Source organism: Anabaena lutea FACHB-196 (assembly GCF_014698305.1).
GTDB classification, from domain to species: domain Bacteria; phylum Cyanobacteriota; class Cyanobacteriia; order Cyanobacteriales; family Nostocaceae; genus Anabaena; species Anabaena lutea.
Genome location: NZ_JACJST010000007.1, coordinates 106,000 through 127,017 on the forward strand (window position 1 = coordinate 106,000; position 21,018 = coordinate 127,017).

A 21,018-nucleotide genomic window follows, 5' to 3' on the forward strand; every position below is an offset into this window, starting at 1 on the left:
ATTCGCCCAAAAATTGAGGAGTAGTTAACATGAGTATAAAATTTCAAGCCTTGAGTGGATTGTTAGTACTGTTAGCCACCAGTAGCGCTTTTCCTTTAGTTGCATCTGCTCAAACGCAAACAGACAATTATGCACCAATAAATGATACCTTCGAGAGAGCTTATTTTCGTAATGATCCTAACTTTTACGACAATGGCAGTTGGCAGCGTCAGGTAGATTCTTTAATTGGGTCTGGGACGGGTTTCGGAACTACTTTCCCTGATAATGAAATTGCCAATGATGCCGAGTTGGTTAATACTGTCTATCGTGATCTTCTCACCCAACAGGCTATGAATGATCCATATCTTCGCACCCCAGATTTACCGAATCCTTACGATTCTTCTCTGTTGATGTCTCCCCGCTACAATGCTAATAAGCTCAAAGCCGGGACTGAATTCCGTTTTGAAAATTTTACTTCTCGCTAAGAGGGCTGTTTGTTCCTTGAGTACTGAGTAGTGATTTAGTTACTCTCAGGACTCAGGACTTACTCTAAGGGACTTCCAGGGGAAACGCATCTAAATTTTATCGCTTTTAGCGATTGTTGTTATGTTGTTAGTTTTGCTTTTGAGCAGAGTATACAGCACTTTCCGATGTAATGCGGTACACTTAATTAATCCTCCACATTTAAGCATTGGTTTGTTAACTTCTGGTTCTGACATCACTACCTATTTTGAGTGGTAGGCTGCAACGTGGTTGTTATGTTTCAACAGTCTTTCAATTGCTTGAACTTTTGGCTTTGTCAAGCAGCTTTCCTAGTTTTTTCTCCCAGAATAATGCCTTGCCCATCTGGGGATTTAGCTCATAGCCAATGAATCCGAACGACTTGTATGCAGACTGGGCAACATGATTTCCTTCCAGTACCTCTAGAGTAAGTTTGCAGCATCCCAAATCGAATGCGATCTCTTCTGCTTTCTGTAGCAGCAGTTTAGATAAGCCTCTCCTACGGTAGGGTAGAGCAATAATGAGATCATGTATATTCAGCAAAGGCTTGCACGCAAACGTAGAAAATCCTTCTAAGCAGACAACAAGCCCTGCGGGTTCAGCATCGACAAAGGCTAGAATGACATGAGCGGATTCTCTCTTTGCTAGCTCTGATGGGAGATTTTCCTTAACGTAGTCAGATAAACCTTGACCACCACCCATCGGGTCAAGCGCATACACATCCATTAATTGAACCATCGCTTCCGCATGTTCAGTTAAACTAATATCCGCTTCAACAATTCTAATCATTATGTTGTTTTTCAACTTTTCAAGTATTGTAAAACTTCGCCCAATCGATAGACAAATGTTGCCATCTATTGTCATGATTAGAGTTTATAGTCCAAATGTGGCTTAATTAATTTTGATATTCAGGAAAAATTACTCCAGATTCCACTCTAAGTCAAACGCGATCGCCTCAATTATCTATCTTCTAAAGGGTTTGCTGGAAGCGATCGCTAGGAATGTGATTCGTGAGTTCTATGCGATAGCTTCATGTGATGTTTTAACTTTGACCCAAGAAAATAACACAGGCATGACTGAAAAGGTGGTAGTATTTCAGGGCAGATTGAGCAATTTCCAAGTTCATATTCTTATCGTGTAAAGGTTAATGCTTAATAAATTGATCAGATAGGTTTTTTAGAAATTAATAATACAAACTTATACAAATATTCATGTGTAATAATTTTATCTCCATCGGATAGTTACCTCTAAGTAGTTGTTTTAGGAATACAATAGATTGAAATAATACTGAGAGAAAGTAGCTACTCTCTTACTCCAGAAGCGTGATTATAGCTAAATAAATATTAAATGCGCCCTGCTGGAATCGAACCAGCCTGAAGACGAATTATGAGTTCGTTGCCTCCCCAATCGGCCAAAGGCGCTCGTTGTGTTAGATTTTGGTCTAGCCTAGATTAACTTCAATGTCAATCTTGGCTTGTGATTCTAATTTTATAGAAAATGCACTCTTGTAAGTATAGCATGATTTTACAACTTTGAACAATTGAAAAAAATATTACCCGATTCTAAATATGACAGATAATCAAGGCCAAGTAGAGCAAATGGCTTTAGGCATGGGGAGTGTCAATAGGAAATAGAGCAGACTAATATTGATTAAGTTCCTTTGAGGATTGAGGTTCAAAGCTTCAATACTTCTAAATAGATTAGGCTTCTTTTGTAATAGCTTGTCAGCGATGAAAATAAATTCCACTGTAGTTCTGACGTTGATTTTGTTAACCCTGATGTTGGGATCAGGTTCTGTGAGTGCGTTTTTGGGGTTCACTATGGGAAGTTCTGCTCTCAAGGGTGTTACCTCCCCCGATGGTCGTCCTACCACTAAATTTGCCAGTAATAAGAGCAATAACGCCCAACAGGGTGGAATAACCCTCTTAAAGGAGGTTGATATTCTCAAAACGGTCAAGTCGCGGATTGAGAGTAATGCCAATACTAGCAACACAAAAAAGCTAGATGAAGATGAAGAAGAGATCAAAAACCAGAAGCCTGAACCCAAAGAAACCCCTCAAGCGGTGATTTCGGAAAAACTTCAACCTGGATTTCCGGTTGCGGCTGAGAGCGAAGGTGTAACTATGTCTGTACAATCTGCTCGTTACTCTGGCGGGGATTTATTACTAAAAGTAAATATGCAAAACAAAGGTGCTGATTCTGTGCGCTTCTTGTATAGTTTCTTAGATGTTACTGATGATAAAGGCAGAACACTGAGCGCTATTACAGAAGGTTTACCCGCAGAATTACCTGCCAATAGTTCGACATTTACAGGTACAGTCAGCATTCCCACAGCTTTACTTGATGATGTGAGGAATATATCACTGGCGCTGACGGATTATCCGGCTCAAAACTTGAAATTACAGGTGTCAGATATTCCTGTGGAAAAATAGAAATGCTATTGTTAGCGTTTTAGTATCGGCGTAAGTTTTACACGAGCTTGAGCGGTGAGTGGTTTTCCTAATTTAAGTTTGACAGATGTAGGGTTACGATTGTTATCAGTGCTAATGCTGATTGCTATTAATGCCTTTTTTGTCACGGCGGAGTTTTCAATGGTGACAGTGCGGCGGACACGTATCCACCAGCTGGTTCAGGCTGGTGACATACCAGCGATCGCAGTGGAAATGTTACAACGTAGTATTGACAGGCTGCTATCTACTGCTCAGTTAGGGATTACTCTCTCTAGTTTGGCACTAGGTTGGATTGGAGAAGGTACGATTGTTGTACTGATGGATGCCTGGTTGAGAACTTGGTCTTTACCAGTAGAAGTGAGTAACTTCTTTGCCCATTCTCTATCAGTGCCAATTACTTTTTTGTTGATTGCTTATTTACAAATTGTGTTTGGGGAACTATTTCCTAAATCGGTGGCTATGCTGTATTCAGAACAGCTGGCAAGATTTTTAGGCCCTTCAGTTAAAGCGATTGTTCGTTTTTTCAGTCCCTTTATTTGGATTCTCAACCAATCTACTCGCAACCTGTTGCGATTATTTGGTATTCAATATACAGGTCAAAGCTGGAGACCCCCAGTCACCCCAGAAGAATTACAACTGATTATATCAACAGAACGAGAATCGACAGGTTTAGAGTCATCAGAGCGACAACTGCTGAATAACGTCTTTGAGTTTGGGGAGATAACCGCAGAAGACGTGATGATTCCCCGTACTAGCATTATCGCTTTACCTGAAGATGCCACCTTTGGGATATTGCTTGAGCAAATTACATCCATTGGTCATTCCCGTTATCCCATTATTGGCGAATCTTTAGATGACATTCGTGGCATTGTTTATTTTCAAGATTTAGCAAAACCCTTAGCTGCGGGAAAGCTAAATTTAGACACGCAAATCCAAGCTTGGATGCGTACTCCCCGGTTTGTCCCTGAACAGACACTCTTGAGTGAACTATTGCCAATGATGCAGCAAGAGAAACCAGCTATGGTGATTGTGGTGAATGAATTTGGCGGTACTGTAGGATTGGTGACAATCCAAGATGTAATTGCCGAAATTATTGGTAATGCAGGTGAATCGGAAAGCAGCGACGACTTGCTGATCCAAATGTTAGACAAGCAAACATTTTTAGTGCAAGCACAGGTAAATCTAGAAGAACTCAACGAAGTCTTACACCTGAATTTACCATTGATGAGGGAATATCAGACCTTGGGCGGATTTCTGCTCTATCAATGGCAAAAAATCCCCGCTAAAGGGGAAATCTTTAACTATGAAAATCTTGAATTCACCGTCATGTTAGTCATTGGACCACGCCTACACCAAATTCAAATTCGACGTTTAGAAGGTGACAGGTAGAAGAAGTGGGGAAGGCAGGGAGCAAGGGAAAAAATTAAATAATTCGTCATTCGTAATTCAGTTTTGCAATAGTTAATTCTTTCTCCTGAACTCAATACTCGGTACTCAGTACTGAGCATAGGCCACCAAATCTTGTAATCCCAATTCAGCGAAAGCTGCTAAACGCAAGCGACAGGAATCACAGACACCACAGGCAACATCACCACCAGCATAGCAAGACCAAGTTAGCTCCCAAGGTACACCCAACTGGTTGCCTAGTTGGATAATTTCGGTTTTTTTCAAATTAATCAGCGGTGCAACAATTTCAATTGGTTGTCCTTCTCGTCCTTGTTTGGTTCCCAAGCGAAAGACTTCTTGCATAGCTTGGATATAATCAAGGCGACAATCAGGATATCCAGAGTAATCTAAGGCATTAACCCCGATGTAGACACGTTGAGCGCCTATAGTTTCAGCATAGCCCAAGGCAAAGCTTAAAAAGATGGTATTACGGGCAGGGACGTAGGTGACAGGAATGTTTTGAGACATTTCATCTAAAGACCGTTCTTGAGGTAGAGCGATCGCATTATCCGTGAGCGCTGAACCACCCCATAGCCGTAAATCAAAATTCACTACCTGATGTTTTACTACCCCAGATGCTTGAGCAATCAGCAGGGCTGACTGTAACTCCCGTTGGTGTCGCTGCTGATAATCAAAGGAAATGGCGTAACATTCACAACCATCCGCCTTGGCTTGGTAGAGAACTGTAGAAGAATCCAATCCCCCAGACAACAGAATTACAGCTTTCATCACTCAAAATAGCCCCAGAAAATCATTAACACCAATTTCACCCAAAAGGTGAGACAATCAACAAAATGCAACAAACAAAACAATAAATATGAAAATAAATTAATTCCCGGTATCGGAAGTAACTATCTTGCTGAAAATTATACTTACAGCGTTAGTTATTTAACTGTTTGTAATTTTACTAGCAATAAGCGTGATTAATTTGCTAGGGGTAGAAATGAGTAGTTATCTCAGTAATTAACTGCCTAACTGCCACCCGTGAATTTCCACTTAGGTCTTACAGCGCTTGTAAAGTCAACAAAACAACACATTGTCTTTTTTGTAATTTACAAAAAATAGAGCAATGAAGAACTATCTATCCAAAAGATAGCCAGATAGTGGGAACTGAACACAAACTTTGAAATTCTTCATAAATAGAACCACTATGTTACCATCTGGATGGTTTTAGACGGATCGTACATGGTGCTTAAGTATAAAGGCCAACGACCGTAGCGGCTTTAAATTTGGTGGTTGAGGAGAAAATAATAGTGCAAAATAGCATGTCAGTGGCAGAACCAAATCTATATTCACAGCGCAACCAGCCACGAGCAATCCGCATAGGCGTGATTGGGGTGGGTAACATGGGACAACATCATACCCGCGTTTTGAGTTCAATGAAAGATGTTGAACTGATAGGCGTGTCCGATATTAACGTTGAGCGAGGCTTAGAAACCGCAAGCAAATACAAAGTCCGTTTTTTTGAAGATTACTCCGATCTGTTACCCCATGTAGACGCAGTTTGTATTGCTGTACCCACCCGCTTACATTATGCCGTTGGTATCAACTGCCTGTTAGCCGGAATTCATGTTTTGATTGAGAAACCAATCGCTGCGAGTATTTCTGAGGCAGAGTCCCTGGTGAATGCTGCTGCTGAGTCTCAATGTATTTTGCAAGTAGGTCATATTGAGCGTTTTAATCCAGCATTTAGAGAATTGAGCCAAGTCCTCAAAACAGAGGAAGTACTGGCGCTAGAAGCTCATCGGATGAGTCCTTATTCAGCCAGAGCGAATGATGTTTCAGTGGTGCTGGATTTAATGATCCATGACATTGACTTACTTCTAGAATTAGCTGGTTCTCCCGTAGTGAAATTGACAGCTAATGGTACTCGTTCCCTAGACTCTGGTTATTTAGATTATGTGACTGCAACTTTGGGTTTTGCTAATGGTGTCGTCGCTACTCTGACGGCTAGTAAAGTTACTCACCGCAAAATTCGCCGCATTGTCGCCCATTGCAAAAACTCATTCACTGAAGCAGATTTTCTCAAGAATGAAATTTTGATTCATCGCCAAACTAACACCAATTCTCTCAACGACCATCGGCAAGTCCTTTATAGGCAAGATGGTTTGATAGAAAAAGTCTATACCAGTAACATTCAACCTTTAAGTGCAGAGTTAGAACATTTTGTCAACTGTGTGCATGGTGGCAATCAGCCTTCGGTTGGTGGCGAACAAGCTCTAAAAGCTTTAAGATTAGCCAGTTTAATCGAGCAGATGGCTGTGGAAGAGCGGGTTTGGAACCCATTAGACTGGCAATCGGAATCTAGAGTACAATCATTAACCCCAACGGCCTAGAAAATGGGGAAGCAAGGCCAAATTTTAAATTTGATTGAATTTGATTAAATTTGATTAAATTTGATTTTGTCTTCGCTTCTCCCCAACTTACTTAAAGAAAGGGATTGGGGATTGAATAATTACTGATTAGATTTTTTACTACTCAGTAACTGCACTCAGTTTTCATCAATCTAAAATTCAAACTATGCGATTAAGCTAATATACATAGAAATTCAGGAATCTAGTGAATGCTTGAATGGATCACTAATACCATCAAAATTTGGGGCTATTGGGGAATAGCTCTGCTGATGTTTTTAGAGAATCTGTTTCCCCCCATACCTTCAGAATTGATTATGCCACTGGCAGGATTTACAGCTAGTCCATATCAGCCAGGAGGAGCAAAACTGAATATATTGGGCGTATTTTTGGCAGGACTTTTAGGTTCTGTTCTGGGCGCACTTATCTGGTACTATCCTGGTAAGTTTTTGGGGGAAGAACGCTTGAAAACTTTGGCTGACAAGTATGGTAAGTGGCTGAGTATATCTAGCCAGGATATCTCCAAGGCTAAACGCTGGTTTGACAGAAAAGGCAGCAAAGCGGTGTTAATTGGTCGTCTTGTGCCGGGAATCAGGACTTTGATTTCTGTACCCGCAGGCATCAGCAATATGCCCTTGTTGCCGTTCTTATTCTACACAACCCTGGGTAGTGCTGCCTGGGTCGGTTTGCTCACATATTCAGGATACTTGTTAGGTAGCCAGTATGAACTTGTGGATAAATACCTTGCGCCTGTATCCAAAATAGTGCTTGGGGGTCTGGTTCTGATATTTGCTTTTTGGGTACTCAAGCGCAAGCGCAAAGGCACTAGCAAGTGAAGCACTAACGCTGTTAGTCTGCAATTAAAGATTACATCTGTGCAAAATTCGCCTACACTTATGATGTCAAAAAATGCTAAATTCACGTTAGCACAGCCTACCACAGGTATAACCTGCAATAATTTTAGACGTATTTCTAGTTACACTTGACCCAACTTAGAATTTTTCGTAGCTCGCATTTTTGTAAGATGGGCATGATAAGTTTTTACAGTTAAGTCACCACTAGGAGCTTTTATGACAGACCAACCTCCCGTAGCCAATCCGATGAATGCTGCTGCTATTCCCATGAACCGAGTAGCATCAACCCCTCTAAATAATAATCCTAATGCCAACAAGCTACCAAGCAGTAGTTCGGGGAAAAATATTCTCAGTGTTGATTTAGGTAGAACCTCTACCAAAACTTGTGTCAGCCGCGAACCTGGTAATGTGGCCTTCATCCCTGCCAATGTCAAGCAAATGTCAATGGAACAAATACGGGGTGGGGTGTTTGAATCTAAGGCAACAGATCCTTTGATGGATTTGTGGCTGGAATATCAAGGTACTGGATACGCAGTAGGACAGTTAGCAGCGGATTTTGGTGCGAATCTAGGAGTCGGACAATCTAAGGTAGAAGACGCACTGGTAAAAGTTTTGGCAAGTGCTGGCTACTTTAAACTCAAAGACGAAATTTCGGTTGTATTGGGTTTGCCTTTTCTTTCCTTAGAACAATTTGAAAAAGAAAAAGCACAGTTAATCAGCCTGGTAAGTGGTCCCCATGTTTTAAATTTCCGTGGGGAATCTTTGTCGTTGAATATCACTAAGGTTTGGGTAATGCCAGAAGGTTACGGCAGTCTGCTGTGGTCTGAAGCTCAACCTAATAAAGCAGCAACAGCCCCCGATTTTACGAAAATATCAGTGGGAATTGTCGATATTGGCCATCAAACCATTGATTGTATCATGGTGGATAATTTCCGCTTTGCCAGAGGACTTTCTAAAAGTGAAGACTTTGGCATGAACAAGTTTTATGAACTGGTGGCGAAGGAAATAGAAGGGGCTGATAGTCAATCTCTCGCATTGATTTCTGCTGTTAACAAGCCCAAAGGTGAGCGTTTTTATCGTCCTAAAGGTGCAAGCAAGCCTACAAACCTAGACGATTTTCTCCCTAACCTCACAGAGCAGTTTTCACGAGAAATTTGCTCTCGTGTGTTGGCCTGGTTGCCAGAGCGTGTGACTGATGTGATTATCACTGGTGGCGGTGGTGAGTTCTTCTGGGAAGATGTACAACGTTTGCTCAAAGAAGCCAAGATTAATGCCCATTTGGCCGCACCCTCCCGCCAAGCTAACGCTTTGGGGCAGTATCTTTATGGAGAGGCACAAGTGTCTGCTGTTCGCGCTGCTAGGTAATAAAACTGATGTTCCAATGGTCAAAAAAGGTAGTTAAATCCGTCACTTTCAATCCAGAAATTGGTGATGAGAGCTTGTTAGCACAAGTAGAAAGTTACTTGGAGGCACAGCCCGAAAAGACTTTCAGCGACCTCTGTAAAGAGGCTTTATGGCAAGCTTTATGTGTACCGGACTCTGTACGACCTTCTCCGAATACAGCATCACTGCCGATGGAACAACAAATCGGTGAGTTGCAACGTCAAATGGCTGGACTTGAGGAACGTTTTTTTGCTAAGGAATCTAATCGTTTGGAGGCGATGGAAAGCCAAATCCTGCAACTTAGTCAACAAGTAGCACAATTGGCAATTATGCTCAATCAAGGAGTATATAATCAGCCTCCAGGTTCATCAGTACCAGCAGTAGAAGTAGTTAACAATTCTGTTTCTATTCCCGATCCCACTCCGCAAGAAGTTGACCCTGTAATTAGTCGTCTAAGTCAGTATTTAGATGATTTCTAAGAAACAAGCAACTTATTAAGCGTGTTTAGTAAGATAAAGCGGAAAGGGTGAGAGCCAGTTATATTGTGTCCGGTTACTTATCATTAGGACTGACGCGGTAACGGGTCGAGTTTTATGAGCAGCAATTAGCCGGACTTGATATTAAACCCAGAACTATAAAACTAGCTCTGGGTTTAATGTTTTTATGACTACAGCAGAATTCAGGAGTCAGGAGTCGGGAGTCAGAATTCAGGAGTCAGGAGTCAGGAGTCAGGAGTCAGGAGTAAAACTGGCGAATGTGTATAGGTTTCAATTTTGATTCTGTACCTCATTGATCTGCAATCTGCTGTAAATAAGGAGATGATAGATAGGATTACTTCAACGGACGTGATATCAAACCAATTTACGCGTTTTCCATAAATAGCTAGATAGCCAATTCGTGAGCATATGAGCCACAATTGGAACTAACAAGTTACCACTTAGTAGGGCGCTGTAACCCAGAATTATACCGATAATAGTTGCCCAAATCACATAAGGCCACTGTTCGGAACCACTCAGGTGTAAAACACCAAAGCAAAGACTTGAGACAAGGATGGCTACATGATCAGCGCCTAAAGCTGGTAACATGACACCACGAAATAATAATTCTTCACTTAACCCTGGTAGCAGCCCCAGCCATATCAAGTCGGGTAAAGCTAAAGGCTTAAGTACTAGTTCTAGGTAATAATCAGCACTTTTACGGTAGGGCGGAGAAAAGCGATAAGCTAAACCACTAAAAACTGTGATAATTAAACCCAATCCCAGTCCCAAGAATAGATCCCTTTCATACCAATACAACTTAAATAGGGGGAAGTTGCCAAAGCGCAACCATAGCTTGGCGACTATCCACAAAATAACCGCAGTCGCGCCCATAGCCACAAGTACTTGGGTGCGTGTGAGGTAAGGAATTTCTGGTTCTTGCTTTTGTTGTTCAACCACAGGCGTTTGGATAATGGGTAATGGGTAATTGGTAATTGGTAATTGGTAAAAACTTCCTATTCCCTATTCCCTGTTCTTTGACTAATGAATGATGTATTAATACCAGCTTTGTGAGCTACTAATACTCCTACTGCTTCTAAATATGAGTTTACTTGTATAGATTTGATTCCCAACGCTGGAGCAGAAACTTCTATAAGAGTTTTATTTTCTGCGACTGTAATTATTTGACATTGCTTTTGGCTTAAACTCAATAAGGCGCTGCTACCACAAGAGTTTGCAGGTACAATGATGGCATCAACTTGATCTGCCCAGATATCTTGTGGTAAAGAATTGATAATTTCCTTCTTAATAATAAATTGTGGAGCGCGACTTAAGCCAACAAGAACGCAGGGTAAAAAGGTATAGCCCAGTTCTTCGGCAGCCGAACGAGGGGATAAATCAGGGTCTGGGGGGGCTGTTGAAAGGGCTGGAGCATGGGCGCAAGGTATTTGAAAGGTGCGGACTAATAAATGGCTAATTACGGCTTCTGCACCTGCTAGGGGGTCTACTCCTTTTCCATGTCGGTAGTTCTGAACTGCTTGTTCATTTATATCCTCAGGGAAACGAGCTACGACTGCGATCGCATTGGCTCCTTCTTTCTTAATTAATATCTCAGCTGCTCGTAATAAGCTATCTGGGTTGCCGATTGTTCCCCAACTCGCACCCGATGCTGAAGTACGCAATTCTACGTTTAATGGTGCGTCTGTCACAACATGATTGGTGATGGTTAATCCCAAGGTTGCTCTAGCTGCGTCTGCGGCTTGCAGGTGTCGCAGCATGAGTTCTGGTTCAATGGCTTGGTCTAAAAGCAAACCTACGCGGTTGCTATGAACGGGACGCAATCCCCAGCATTGTGAAGCAAATTTGTCAAGTCCATAACCTTCAACGTAGAGAGTGTTGGGGAGATTCCAGTACAAACTAGCGCCATTGAGGACATTGGGATGAGTAATCAGGCGATCGCACACCTGTGATATAAGTCTAGCTACGGGCAATGCATCTCCGGCATAACCGCCAATTGCTGCCCCAATGCCCGTAGGGATGATGAGAATAGCTGTATAGGGAAGATGCATAGTAGAACGGACTCAAAGCCTCTACTTAGTGACAACAGCTTCCACTGTAGCTTTTTCCTTGGAATCATCTACGGAGGTAATAGCCCAACGCAGGGGTTCACCTTGTTTTTTCAATTCTGCCTCAATTGCTTTTTGTAATTCTGTGGGGGTTTCTTGAATGTCGATTTCAGCAGTAATAAAATGAGTGGTCATAGTGGTAAATATTGTGGCTTTGTGTTTTCTAGAATAGCTGATTTTAGAATCAAGGATGAAGTGTGAAGTAGAAAATTTGCATTTTTATCGTACTTCATCCTCATGCATCTTTTTACTTGTCTTTTCCAAACTGCAATTGATAAACTATGTCTTCTTTTTCGGTAACAAGTTTCAAATCAGAAAGGGGTTTGGCAACACAAAGCAACACATAACCTTGTTTTTGCAGTTCTGGACTCACACCCATGCCATCAGCTTGATCTACAGTTCCTTCGCTAATTTGACCAGCGCAAGTTGTGCAAACACCTGCACCACAAGATGTTGGTAAATCTAAACCAGCAGCGTGGGCAACGGATAAGATGGTTTCGTTATCAGGCACTTGTAAGGTATGAATTGTGCCTTGGTGGTTAATTTCGACGGTGTAGGTTGTGGACATATACACAAGGGATGTGTGACGGATGACAGGTGAATTATCTTATCTGATAAATAGGTGCAGAAACAAGGGAATTGTGGAAAAAATATTTTTTAATCCTATTTTGATGGGGAAAATATTGAAAATTAAATAAAATTCAAAAAAGTATTACACCAACAGGGCTATTTAATCTCATCTTTTTCTACCATTTCTGCATCAAAAATTAACCAGGATCTCCAGGATTTTAGGATTTACAGGATGGGGTTATTTTTGAGAATGAGAGGTTGCGCGATTTAGATACTTACTTCATTGGAGTTTTCAATATTAGTTTAGCATACTAAGTACTGAAGAACCACTAAAGCATCTATCACTGTGAATATATTGGCAGATTGGCAGGTATGTTTGGAAAAACTCATCATAATAATGGGGCAGCGGATAATGTCCTTTCCTTTTGAATACTTACAGCAGGGAACAGGCATTTCTGTGGTGTCAGCGCAAGATTAGTCACAAAATGCTAATTTGGGAAAATATGAGTGATTTGTATTTCCCTAAATCTACCAATGCCTTATCTTACCGCTGCTGGAGAAATTCGTTCTCTAATCGCTAAATATACCCAAGCTAAGACTCTGTGGATAGATACAGAAGTTGCTGATTATAAAAGTCGTAATCCGAGATTATCGCTGATTCAGATATTGGATAATCCTCATGATATGACCGGCAATCGCGTTTATATTTTGGATGTCTTAGATCAGCCTGATGTGATTGCCGATTTTATGCTGCAAATCATGTTTAATTCGGCTATTGAAAAAGTTTTTCATAATGCTAGTTATGATCTAAGACTTTTAGGAAGTAAGAAAGCTAAAAATATTACTTGCACTGTAGAAATGGCTAAAAAAATCCCTTATCATTTTCTGCCATTACCTAATTATCAACTTAAAACCCTGGCTACTGCTCTTTGCAATTTTCACAATATTGATAAACAAGAACAAAGTGGTGATTGGGGAATAAGACCTTTAACTGAAGACCAGATTGAGTATGCTTACTTCGATTGCATTTATTTGGCTCAAGTACACTTGCAGTTATTGGCTTTAAGTTCCCAAATTAGCTCAGATCCAGCAAGGGAAGATTTAGCAACACTTTCTGAAAAATATACAAAAATTGAACAGCAGCGAAAGCTGATAAATTCGGAATTTGATTATTTGCAAGAACGTTTAAAGAAAGCAATGCAATTTCAAAATATTTCCGAGAATGAATATTGTCAACTCAGTCATTATGATCGCAAATCTGTAAAGGTCAAGTTTAGCGAATTGTTTAGATTGGTGGAAAATCAGAATATTGATTTGGATTTTCCAATTACTCTGACTGAGAAATTGCAAAAAGATTTAGGGAGGAATTTGGAACAATTAGATGTAGACATTGAAAAAACTACTGTTTGGCGAATAATTGCTAAGAATCAGGAAGATGAAGTTAATAATGAGTAATACAGAAGAAGGCAGAGGGCAGGAGGCAGGAGGTGAAATACCTTTGCTGCTTGAGGTTTGGTTCTCAGTTTGTATCTTCTAACTACGCAACCCGCTGTATGTAAGCATTAAATCCTACTTGTGGAGGCAGGTAATAATTTGTACTAGAAAGGATTGAAGATGTCCATAAACTATATAAAAAATGTAGTTAAATGCACAATTTGTTAATTTAAAACTGAAGGTATTTATACATTAAATTTACAATTTAATGGTTAAATTTTGAGAAAGCTTTTAATTAAAAACAACAAGAATTAAATGGTAAAAGCTTGTCAATTGCGTTAAAGCTTTCAGCAAAAGTTAGAATTGTGGTGGAGTGAAGTAAATAGATTGTGGGCATCATTTTCTCCAGGTGTGAATGCGGTTTATAAAAATTTATGAAATGGCAATTATTGACACAGAAAAGGCAAGTTGTAGGTAGAATATTCTCTATTGCAGTGGTTGCTGGTTTAAGTGGAATTTTATCTAGTTCTTGCAGTAGAAGTCCGGATGTATTGGTGACAGAAGTAGGAGTCAGTCCTCCCAATGTTCGTACAGCTAAAACAACGAAAGCCGGAGACTTTTATATTCAAGGACAGAATCAGCACGCTAAAGGCAACTCACAAGCGGCTATTGCTGCCTATAGTAGGTCGATTAGCCTCAATTCTCAATATGCGCCGGCGTTCAAAAGTCGGGGATTGGCGTATTTTGATATTGGTAACAAAGAAGGTGCGATCGCTGATTATAATAAAGCCTTGCGTCTCAATCCCAATGATGCTGAGACTTACAACAATCGCGCCAATGCCTTGGCATCTTTGGGAGATCAACAAAAAGCGATCGCGGATTACAATCAAGCTATTCGTCTAGCCCCTAACTACGCGGAAGCCTACAATAATCGCGGAAATGCCCGCGCTACCCAAGGAGACGCAAACGGGGCGCTGGAGGACTACACACAAGCCATTCGTATTGATTCCAATTATTCTATCGCCTACAATAATCGGGGCAATACTTACGCAGCCAGGGGAGAACAACAGAAAGCGATCGCAGATTACAATGAAGCCATCCGCCTCAATCCTAACTTTGGCCCTGCTTTCAATAACCGAGGCAATGCCTTTGCCGCTACTGGAGACAAGCGAGGGGCGTTACAAGACTTACAACGCGCAGCCGCTATTTTTGACAAAGAAGGAAACAAAGACTTGTATCAACAAGTAATGAAGAATATCCAAGAACTGAGGTAATAATTCGTAATTCGTAATTCGTAATAGTGCCTACAGCAGGCTACCGCCAACGTAATTCGTAATTCCTCCCCATCTCCGTGTCCCCGCGTCTCCGCGTCCCCCCATCTCCCCATCGCCGTGTCTTTTTTTATTCTTCAATTATTGGGGTGCGTAAATCTTCCACCAAAGCCTGAATTTCGGCTGATGGCGGTGGGGTAAAATGAGAAACCACGAGGGTGACAATGAAGTTGATAATCATCCCTAATGTCCCAATTCCTTCAGCCGAAACTCCAAAAAACCAAGGTGTCATCCCGGCAAATTTCACGCCGACGATGTAGATAATTGTAAATATCAAACCTGTTAACATTCCGGCAATAGCGCCTTGGGAATTGGTGCGTTTATCGAAAATCCCCAGAAATATCACCGGGAAAAAACTAGCAGCAGCTAAACCAAAAGCAAAAGCTACCACTTCACTCACAAAACCCGGTGGATTTACCCCAAAATATCCAGCCAGAACCAGGGCAAAACCAACGACAACCCGCCCCACAAATACCCGTTTTTCTTCTGAAGCTGTGGAATCGAAAATGCGGTAATAGACATCATGGGCAACGGAACTAGAAATTACTAATAATAACCCCGATGCTGTGGATAAAGCAGCCGCTAAACCACCAGCGGCAACTAAAGCAATTACCCAAGAGGGAAGGTTAGCAACTTCTGGTGTGGAAAGAACAATGATATCTTTATCAATTGTAATTTCGTTGGTTTCTTTATTAGGGTTTAATTGCAAACGTCCATCTTTATTTTTATCTTCAAAAGCTAGGAGTTTGGTTTTTTCCCACTTATTTACCCAATCGAATTTCTGTACTTCGGCAATTGTTTGATTATGCAAGGAAGTAATGAGATTATAACGAGAAAACATCCCGACTGCGGGGGCGGTGGTGTAGAGAATGGCGATAAATAATAATGCCCAACCAGCAGAAAACCGGGCTGCACGCACACTTTTAACTGTGTAAAACCGGACGATAATATGGGGTAAACCGGCAGTTCCTACCATCAAAGCAATGGTGGTGAAAAGAACATCTAACATTGACTTATTGGCAAAGGGCTGGGTATATTCTTTAAAGCCTAAGTCAAGTTGAATGAGGTTGAGTTTATCACCAATATCGCTGGTGGTAAAAGCTAGTTGGGGAATAGGATTACCCGTGAGTTTGTATGCGATCGCAATTGCCGGAATTAAATATGCGAAAATCAATACACAATACTGGGCTACTTGTGTCCAGGTAATGCCTTTCATGCCTCCCAAAACCGCAAAAAAGCCGACAATGATCATCCCAATGATCACACCTGTATTGACATCGACTTGTAAAAAGCGGCTGAAGACAATTCCCACACCCCGCATTTGTCCAGCTACGTAGGTAAGAGAAACGAAAATGGCTGCAACTACCGCCACCAAACGGGCTATATTAGAGTCATAGCGATCGCCTACAAAATCGGGAACTGTGTATTTACCAAATTTCCGCAGATAAGGTGCTAATAATAATGCTAGTAAAACATAGCCCCCAGTCCAACCCATCAAATAAATAGAACCGTCATATCCCAAAAACGAAATCAACCCGGCCATGGAAATAAACGAAGCCGCAGACATCCAATCAGCCGCCGTAGCCGCACCATTTGCAATCGAAGGTATTCCTTGACCGGCAATAAAAAAGTCTTTAGTATTTTCTACTCTAGATTGCCAACCAATGTAAATATAGAGGACAAAAGAAAGTCCAACTAATACAATCGTCCAAATTTCAACTGACACTAATTATCCTCACTTTTTGATATTATATTTGCGGTCTAATTTATCCATTTGGAAAGCGTAAGTAAAAATCAATACCACAAAAACCAAAATTGATCCTTGTTGCGCCATCCAAAAGCCGAAGGGAACACCAAAAAAGCGAATTGCATTTAATGGTTGAACCAACAAAATACTAAAAACCAGGGACACTAAAGCCCAAATAATTAATAAAATCCTTATTAAAGCAGTATTAGCACGCCAATAAGCGCGACGCTGATCTTCGTCCATTTTTCTTTTATCATCATTGCATCACAGATAATATCAGCAAGTTGAGATAATGCCGTTTTATTTTGGCGTTTTTTTTGTTAAGTTTTCTATAGTTATTAAGTAGCTAGTTGTATTTTTTATGGCGATTTTTAGGTAAGTTAAATATATTTTTTTGTCTCACGCAGAGACGCAAAGGAGGAGAGAAGGAGAGAAGAAAATGAAACCCAACTTTGATTAATTTTATTGTTGGGTTGTGTTTGGCTTAACTCATGTTAATTATTTGCTCAAGTTTTCAATTTCCTCCATAGCCTCTTGATAGGCTGTTTCCTTACCTTTGGTGGTTAGGCTTACTTTTAGGCTGGTTAGTTTATCAATTCTTCCCAGTATTCGGACATTGCTAAACCTGCATTTATCTTAATTAATTTTTTATAAAAGATTTAATTCAGAAGTCAGGAATATTAATCATCTTTTCCCTAACTTCCAATCTTCACCACCAGATAACTGAGTTAAATAATCATCAATCATTGCTGGTAATTCCTTGATTGAGTAATTATATGTCAAGTTTAACAGAATTTGAGATTGATTGATTATCTCCAATTTATCAACCATTTCTGTTAATTGAAATGGACTATAAATACCATTCATTACTTCATCACTGGCTTCCCGAATAGCTTCTTCAAATTCATCTTCTAATATTAACTGCCACTCATCTATCTTGATGTAGTAAGATGTTTTATTATCTTGTAAATTAAGTTTTTTTATTTCTCTGATTGAACTGCGAATTGAATTTGCCCAAGAATTAGTTAATCGTTTTTCTACCTGATTTTTAATTAAATGAATTATCAATCTCACTAAAAAAGATTGAATATTTCTTAAAATCGCTTGTCTACCCATTCCCTCCAACTCATCTACAATAGCTAAAGCATCAGTGTAACGCTGTTCTAAAATACTATTTCTGAGGTCTATTAATTCCTGTGTCATTTCTTTATTAACCTCACAGTAACAATATTTTTCATATTAACATATTTTGAAATCACACCCTTAAATATCTATTTCTTTGCGTCTACTCTGCGAGATTGCCGTTAGGCGATTGCGCGAAAATTTTATATCAAATATCCTCTTTCACTTACTAAGTCAGAACCTGTTTTTCGCAAATAGATTATTACTTGACGCATTTCTTTTTGAGGAACCCGACGATATACCCTGAATCGATAATCTAACATCCGATAGCGTAGCGTTAGCCATAAGGACATATCTTCATCTGTATCGGTTTGAAATTCTGTATGGAGAGCTAATTCATTTGATTGTAATAATCAGTAAACCAAAAATTTTCAGGGTTTAGCATTGCTAAACCCCTACAAAATCAATTAAATAACGGCTAATAGCGACTTCTTACTGTAATATTCTGTTTGAGCATAAACACTAATTACAGTATCACCAATTAAGAAAAATGTCCCTTCCTGCTCAGATTTAGAAAACTGTAAATTGGGATATTGACTAGCAAGTTCATCAGCAGTCATTGCTTTTGCAGACATTTCATCTGGTAACAAACCAGTCGCACCAATATAAAAGACTAAAGGAGAAATATTTTCTTGGTAAATTTTTTCTGTGTACTCTTCTAATTTACCTTGCGCTGATGTCATCGCATTAATGATTTCCTGTTTATTTACAGTTGTACCAGCGTGTTTTGCTTGTAATAACAACCCTAAACTACCAGCACCAATTTTGTTAAGAATTTCTGCAACTCTGCCATTTTGTTCAATTCCCAGAAAATCATCAAAAATCGGTTTCATTAAATCATCGACTTTGGTAAGTTTCATTCTCGCAGAAACTGCTTTAGGACGAATAGCTATATTTTCATTAAATGCTAGTTCAAAGGTGGGTTTAGGAAAAATTTCTCCAGTCTCTTTGTCATAAACTTCGTATCTTCTATCCAGAAACTGATTAGCAGAAGACAGCTTACTCAAATTGATAATTTCTGTACCACCAATATCAATCTTATAACTCACTCTGGAGTCAACTGTACCTTCAGATAAAGCTGCTTTTAAGTCTGTATATTCGTTAGTAGTGGGAAAGTTCAGATACAGACTTTTGGAGAGATAATGTTTTTTCAATTCTTCTATTTGCGCGGGAATAAATACATCTGATGCTTCGCGTAAATGAGCAGCAAGAATACTAGACAAAACTTTGATTTCTGCTAGTTGGGAAAACAACCCATCAATAATGCTGTAATTACCCTCAAAGCTAACCAAGGGTAAATTCTCTAACTCAATTGTGTATTCTTTTTGAAAATCAAATTCTTCCCCATCAATTACTCCCACTGCTTTTAAATCATCAAAGGCTTTTTTACTACTAATTTTTACTTTTAAAGCTTTGACATTAATTTCTCCATCACTGACAATAGTATAATTATTGAAAGTCGTTAAATCATTTAATAACACACCAGCCACTTCTGTAATTGCGGTTTTATCTTCAACTTTCACCAGCTTGACTTTTTGCTGAATTAGCATATTAATAGTCGCTGTGTTACGGTTAATATCAAAACTACCCATCTGCACATAATCACCTGGTTCAATATATTCTATTTCTAACCAAGGTTGAATTAACTCCCCATTTTCTCCCCGCACACCATTAACACGCTTGACACCTTTTCTTTGGTAATTTGCTTGCAGATGTTTGAGGTTAATAATAATGTGTGAACGATGTTGTGATAAAATATCAATCAACGCCAAAACCGAGATTTTATCATTCACTTTCACATGATCTAATATTTCATGTTCTGCTAAAACATGAGGATAAAAGATAGCAATTTCTAAATCTTGGGTAAATTTAGCAATGTCTTCATTTGTTAAAGCTTTCGCGTGTCTCGCTGTTAAAGTTGCATTAAAGGTACTAGCAAGCGCATATTTAGCAGTATTGAGATTTCCGTCTGCTAAATTAGCCTTAGCAAAAGCATAAACTGATTCATCATTTTGGACAACAGGAATATCTGTCAATTGAGTATAAGCATCTTTGGTAATTTGCTTATATTTATAGATATATGCCTCATCTTCGGGCTTCAGACCAAATATTTTCAAAGTTTGATTTGTGCCATTAATTTTCTTAGCACTGGGAGAGAAAAACACCTGATAACTATAGTCACTAGCTAACGGTTCTTCTATGACTATTCCTGTCGCTTCTTTTAACACATTTCCGGTATTATAAAGAGCATCATAAACTTCCTTAATATTACCAGCTTGCAGACAAGAACCAGAAACAGAATTAGCAATTTTGGCTAGAAATTTAAAATCAGAATATGGCGAATACGCGATAGTGTTAACAAACACATCCAACTTTTGCAAATCATTACAAATGGCTTCTATCGCCTTAGATTCAGAATTAAAACTGCTATCATTAGCATAGCCGTCACTGTGTAAAGTAATGGCTGTTAATTCACTAGGACGAATCAATTTTTGAGCTAATTTCAAAGATTGAGAAATACAAGTTGCACAACCAGCCTGAATTGCTTTAATTTCGGCAATATAACGTGAATCTGGCTGCATGACATCCTGAATAGCTATACGCTGGAAATGGCAAGTTACATCACCCTTAGAAGAATAAGAAATCAGACTAATCACTAATTCTGAATTACTGTATTCATCCAAAGTCAAAAGTTTAATTAAAGTTTCCTTTAAAGCCTCAATATCATAATACATTGAACCGGAACGATCAATAATAATGATACTATGAGCTACCATTTTTTTAGGAGTAGCATCTGGCTGAATTTCCAGTTTGATTTTTTCAGTTAAATAGAAAGCTTTTTCTTTACCTGCGAGATTATAAACAGCAAACTTTGTTTTTTGACTTGTCATAATTTTGCCGATGGTAATTTTACAGAAATATTGTCCAGGATAAATCAATTTATACTGGGATGGGGTGATGTTGTAATATGTTGTAAAAACTATGATGTTGAAATCAACACTGAGAAAATCTCTTTTTTCTCTACATAAATATATAGTACATGAATACTATAAAAATGTCAAGGGAAGGGGAAAAAGCTTTATATTCCTTCATTTTTGGTTGCAAGCAGAGTTAGAGAGGTTTCACAAAACATCTCTACATTTCTCTAATGATTGTGCCAAAATAAACATAATGATTTTTTAGGTATC

At 39.5% G+C, this 21,018-nt stretch carries 20 protein-coding genes and 1 tRNA gene; 10 read left to right on the top strand and 11 right to left on the bottom strand.

Annotated elements, in window-relative coordinates:
• The first annotated feature begins 29 nt into the window (after window positions 1–29).
• Entirely contained in the window at window positions 30–464 is a 435-nt protein-coding gene (locus H6G59_RS09800; RefSeq protein ID WP_190713882.1) for a hypothetical protein, read from the top strand.
• 289 nt (window positions 465–753) lie between these two features.
• On the opposite strand, the gene H6G59_RS09805 is transcribed toward H6G59_RS09800, so the two are convergent.
• Window positions 754–1,344 (bottom strand): GNAT family N-acetyltransferase, encoded by a 591-nt coding sequence (locus H6G59_RS09805; RefSeq protein ID WP_242038839.1) that lies wholly within the window; start codon window positions 1,342–1,344, stop codon window positions 754–756.
• Between the two features lie 37 nt (window positions 1,345–1,381).
• Here H6G59_RS09805 and H6G59_RS09810 point away from each other — a divergent pair, with 37 nt between their 5' ends.
• Window positions 1,382–1,621, top strand: a complete 240-nt coding sequence (locus H6G59_RS09810) for a hypothetical protein (RefSeq protein ID WP_190713884.1) — start codon at window positions 1,382–1,384, stop codon at window positions 1,619–1,621.
• Between the two features lie 207 nt (window positions 1,622–1,828).
• Here H6G59_RS09810 and H6G59_RS09815 read toward each other — a convergent pair.
• A tRNA-Ile gene (locus H6G59_RS09815) sits at window positions 1,829–1,901 on the bottom strand.
• Between the two features lie 309 nt (window positions 1,902–2,210).
• Here H6G59_RS09815 and H6G59_RS09820 point away from each other — a divergent pair.
• Window positions 2,211–2,912, top strand: coding sequence for a hypothetical protein (locus H6G59_RS09820; protein WP_190713886.1), 702 nt, complete (start codon window positions 2,211–2,213; stop codon window positions 2,910–2,912).
• A gap of 54 nt (window positions 2,913–2,966) precedes the next feature.
• Complete coding sequence (locus tag H6G59_RS09825) at window positions 2,967–4,319, top strand: CNNM domain-containing protein (RefSeq protein WP_190713888.1); 1,353 nt, start codon at window positions 2,967–2,969, stop codon at window positions 4,317–4,319.
• Window positions 4,320–4,424: 105 nt separating this feature from the next.
• On the opposite strand, the gene queC is transcribed toward H6G59_RS09825, so the two are convergent.
• On the bottom strand, window positions 4,425–5,105 hold the full coding sequence (gene queC, locus H6G59_RS09830; protein WP_190713896.1) for a 7-cyano-7-deazaguanine synthase QueC: 681 nt from the start codon (window positions 5,103–5,105) through the stop codon (window positions 4,425–4,427).
• 524 nt (window positions 5,106–5,629) lie between these two features.
• Here queC and H6G59_RS09835 point away from each other — a divergent pair.
• The 4 genes from H6G59_RS09835 (at window position 5,630) to fcmC (ending at window position 9,443) form a co-directional block, all read left to right on the top strand.
• Entirely contained in the window at window positions 5,630–6,712 is a 1,083-nt protein-coding gene (locus H6G59_RS09835; protein WP_190713898.1) for a Gfo/Idh/MocA family oxidoreductase, read from the top strand.
• A gap of 227 nt (window positions 6,713–6,939) precedes the next feature.
• Window positions 6,940–7,563: a DedA family protein gene (locus H6G59_RS09840; RefSeq protein WP_190713900.1), complete on the top strand. Its 624-nt coding sequence runs from the start codon at window positions 6,940–6,942 to the stop codon at window positions 7,561–7,563.
• A gap of 234 nt (window positions 7,564–7,797) precedes the next feature.
• Window positions 7,798–8,946, top strand: a complete 1,149-nt coding sequence (gene fcmB / locus H6G59_RS09845; RefSeq protein ID WP_190713902.1) for a filament morphology actin-like protein FcmB — start codon at window positions 7,798–7,800, stop codon at window positions 8,944–8,946.
• A gap of 8 nt (window positions 8,947–8,954) precedes the next feature.
• Window positions 8,955–9,443: a filament morphology membrane protein FcmC gene (fcmC, locus tag H6G59_RS09850; protein ID WP_127053767.1), complete on the top strand. Its 489-nt coding sequence runs from the start codon at window positions 8,955–8,957 to the stop codon at window positions 9,441–9,443.
• 372 nt (window positions 9,444–9,815) lie between these two features.
• Here fcmC and H6G59_RS09855 read toward each other — a convergent pair whose 3' ends face one another.
• From H6G59_RS09855 to H6G59_RS09870, 4 genes are all read right to left on the bottom strand, one after another.
• Window positions 9,816–10,400, bottom strand: a complete 585-nt coding sequence (locus H6G59_RS09855) for a CPBP family intramembrane glutamic endopeptidase (RefSeq protein ID WP_190713904.1) — start codon at window positions 10,398–10,400, stop codon at window positions 9,816–9,818.
• A gap of 56 nt (window positions 10,401–10,456) precedes the next feature.
• Window positions 10,457–11,509 (bottom strand): DUF3326 domain-containing protein, encoded by a 1,053-nt coding sequence (locus tag H6G59_RS09860; protein WP_190713906.1) that lies wholly within the window; start codon window positions 11,507–11,509, stop codon window positions 10,457–10,459.
• Window positions 11,510–11,530: 21 nt separating this feature from the next.
• Entirely contained in the window at window positions 11,531–11,701 is a 171-nt protein-coding gene (locus H6G59_RS09865) for a hypothetical protein (protein ID WP_190713908.1), read from the bottom strand.
• A gap of 112 nt (window positions 11,702–11,813) precedes the next feature.
• Window positions 11,814–12,134, bottom strand: a complete 321-nt coding sequence (locus tag H6G59_RS09870; protein WP_190713910.1) for a 2Fe-2S iron-sulfur cluster-binding protein — start codon at window positions 12,132–12,134, stop codon at window positions 11,814–11,816.
• A 536-nt stretch (window positions 12,135–12,670) separates the two neighbouring features.
• Here H6G59_RS09870 and H6G59_RS09875 point away from each other — a divergent pair.
• Both H6G59_RS09875 and H6G59_RS09880 read left to right on the top strand, forming a co-directional pair.
• Window positions 12,671–13,591, top strand: a complete 921-nt coding sequence (locus H6G59_RS09875) for a ribonuclease D (protein WP_190713912.1) — start codon at window positions 12,671–12,673, stop codon at window positions 13,589–13,591.
• 413 nt (window positions 13,592–14,004) lie between these two features.
• Window positions 14,005–14,844 (top strand): tetratricopeptide repeat protein, encoded by an 840-nt coding sequence (locus tag H6G59_RS09880; RefSeq protein WP_190713914.1) that lies wholly within the window; start codon window positions 14,005–14,007, stop codon window positions 14,842–14,844.
• Between the two features lie 127 nt (window positions 14,845–14,971).
• On the opposite strand, the gene H6G59_RS09885 is transcribed toward H6G59_RS09880, so the two are convergent.
• The 4 genes from H6G59_RS09885 to H6G59_RS09900 form a co-directional block, all read right to left on the bottom strand.
• Entirely contained in the window at window positions 14,972–16,627 is a 1,656-nt protein-coding gene (locus H6G59_RS09885) for a VC_2705 family sodium/solute symporter (RefSeq protein ID WP_190713916.1), read from the bottom strand.
• A 9-nt stretch (window positions 16,628–16,636) separates the two neighbouring features.
• Window positions 16,637–16,891 (bottom strand): DUF4212 domain-containing protein, encoded by a 255-nt coding sequence (locus H6G59_RS09890; protein ID WP_190713918.1) that lies wholly within the window; start codon window positions 16,889–16,891, stop codon window positions 16,637–16,639.
• A 441-nt stretch (window positions 16,892–17,332) separates the two neighbouring features.
• Complete coding sequence (locus tag H6G59_RS09895) at window positions 17,333–17,851, bottom strand: DUF29 family protein (protein ID WP_190713920.1); 519 nt, start codon at window positions 17,849–17,851, stop codon at window positions 17,333–17,335.
• Window positions 17,852–18,237: 386 nt separating this feature from the next.
• Complete coding sequence (locus H6G59_RS09900) at window positions 18,238–20,721, bottom strand: vWA domain-containing protein (RefSeq protein ID WP_190713922.1); 2,484 nt, start codon at window positions 20,719–20,721, stop codon at window positions 18,238–18,240.
• Window positions 20,722–21,018: the final 297 nt, after the last annotated feature.

What these genes read in the sequence shown, in the direction of transcription:
- H6G59_RS09890 (WP_190713918.1), bottom strand. Translation starts at nt 16,891, where the DNA reads ATGGACGAAGATCAGCGTCGCGCTTATTGGCGTGCTAATACTGCTTTA.
- H6G59_RS09805 (WP_242038839.1), bottom strand. Translation starts at nt 1,344, where the DNA reads ATGACAATAGATGGCAACATTTGTCTATCGATTGGGCGAAGTTTTACA.
- H6G59_RS09860 (WP_190713906.1), bottom strand. Translation starts at nt 11,509, where the DNA reads ATGCATCTTCCCTATACAGCTATTCTCATCATCCCTACGGGCATTGGG.
- fcmB (WP_190713902.1), top strand. Translation starts at nt 7,798, where the DNA reads ATGACAGACCAACCTCCCGTAGCCAATCCGATGAATGCTGCTGCTATT.
- H6G59_RS09800 (WP_190713882.1), top strand. Translation starts at nt 30, where the DNA reads ATGAGTATAAAATTTCAAGCCTTGAGTGGATTGTTAGTACTGTTAGCC.
- H6G59_RS09820 (WP_190713886.1), top strand. Translation starts at nt 2,211, where the DNA reads ATGAAAATAAATTCCACTGTAGTTCTGACGTTGATTTTGTTAACCCTG.
- H6G59_RS09840 (WP_190713900.1), top strand. Translation starts at nt 6,940, where the DNA reads ATGCTTGAATGGATCACTAATACCATCAAAATTTGGGGCTATTGGGGA.
- fcmC (WP_127053767.1), top strand. Translation starts at nt 8,955, where the DNA reads ATGTTCCAATGGTCAAAAAAGGTAGTTAAATCCGTCACTTTCAATCCA.
- H6G59_RS09865 (WP_190713908.1), bottom strand. Translation starts at nt 11,701, where the DNA reads ATGACCACTCATTTTATTACTGCTGAAATCGACATTCAAGAAACCCCC.
- H6G59_RS09895 (WP_190713920.1), bottom strand. Translation starts at nt 17,851, where the DNA reads ATGACACAGGAATTAATAGACCTCAGAAATAGTATTTTAGAACAGCGT.
- H6G59_RS09900 (WP_190713922.1), bottom strand. Translation starts at nt 20,721, where the DNA reads ATGACAAGTCAAAAAACAAAGTTTGCTGTTTATAATCTCGCAGGTAAA.
- H6G59_RS09870 (WP_190713910.1), bottom strand. Translation starts at nt 12,134, where the DNA reads ATGTCCACAACCTACACCGTCGAAATTAACCACCAAGGCACAATTCAT.
- H6G59_RS09875 (WP_190713912.1), top strand. Translation starts at nt 12,671, where the DNA reads ATGCCTTATCTTACCGCTGCTGGAGAAATTCGTTCTCTAATCGCTAAA.
- H6G59_RS09880 (WP_190713914.1), top strand. Translation starts at nt 14,005, where the DNA reads ATGAAATGGCAATTATTGACACAGAAAAGGCAAGTTGTAGGTAGAATA.
- queC (WP_190713896.1), bottom strand. Translation starts at nt 5,105, where the DNA reads ATGAAAGCTGTAATTCTGTTGTCTGGGGGATTGGATTCTTCTACAGTT.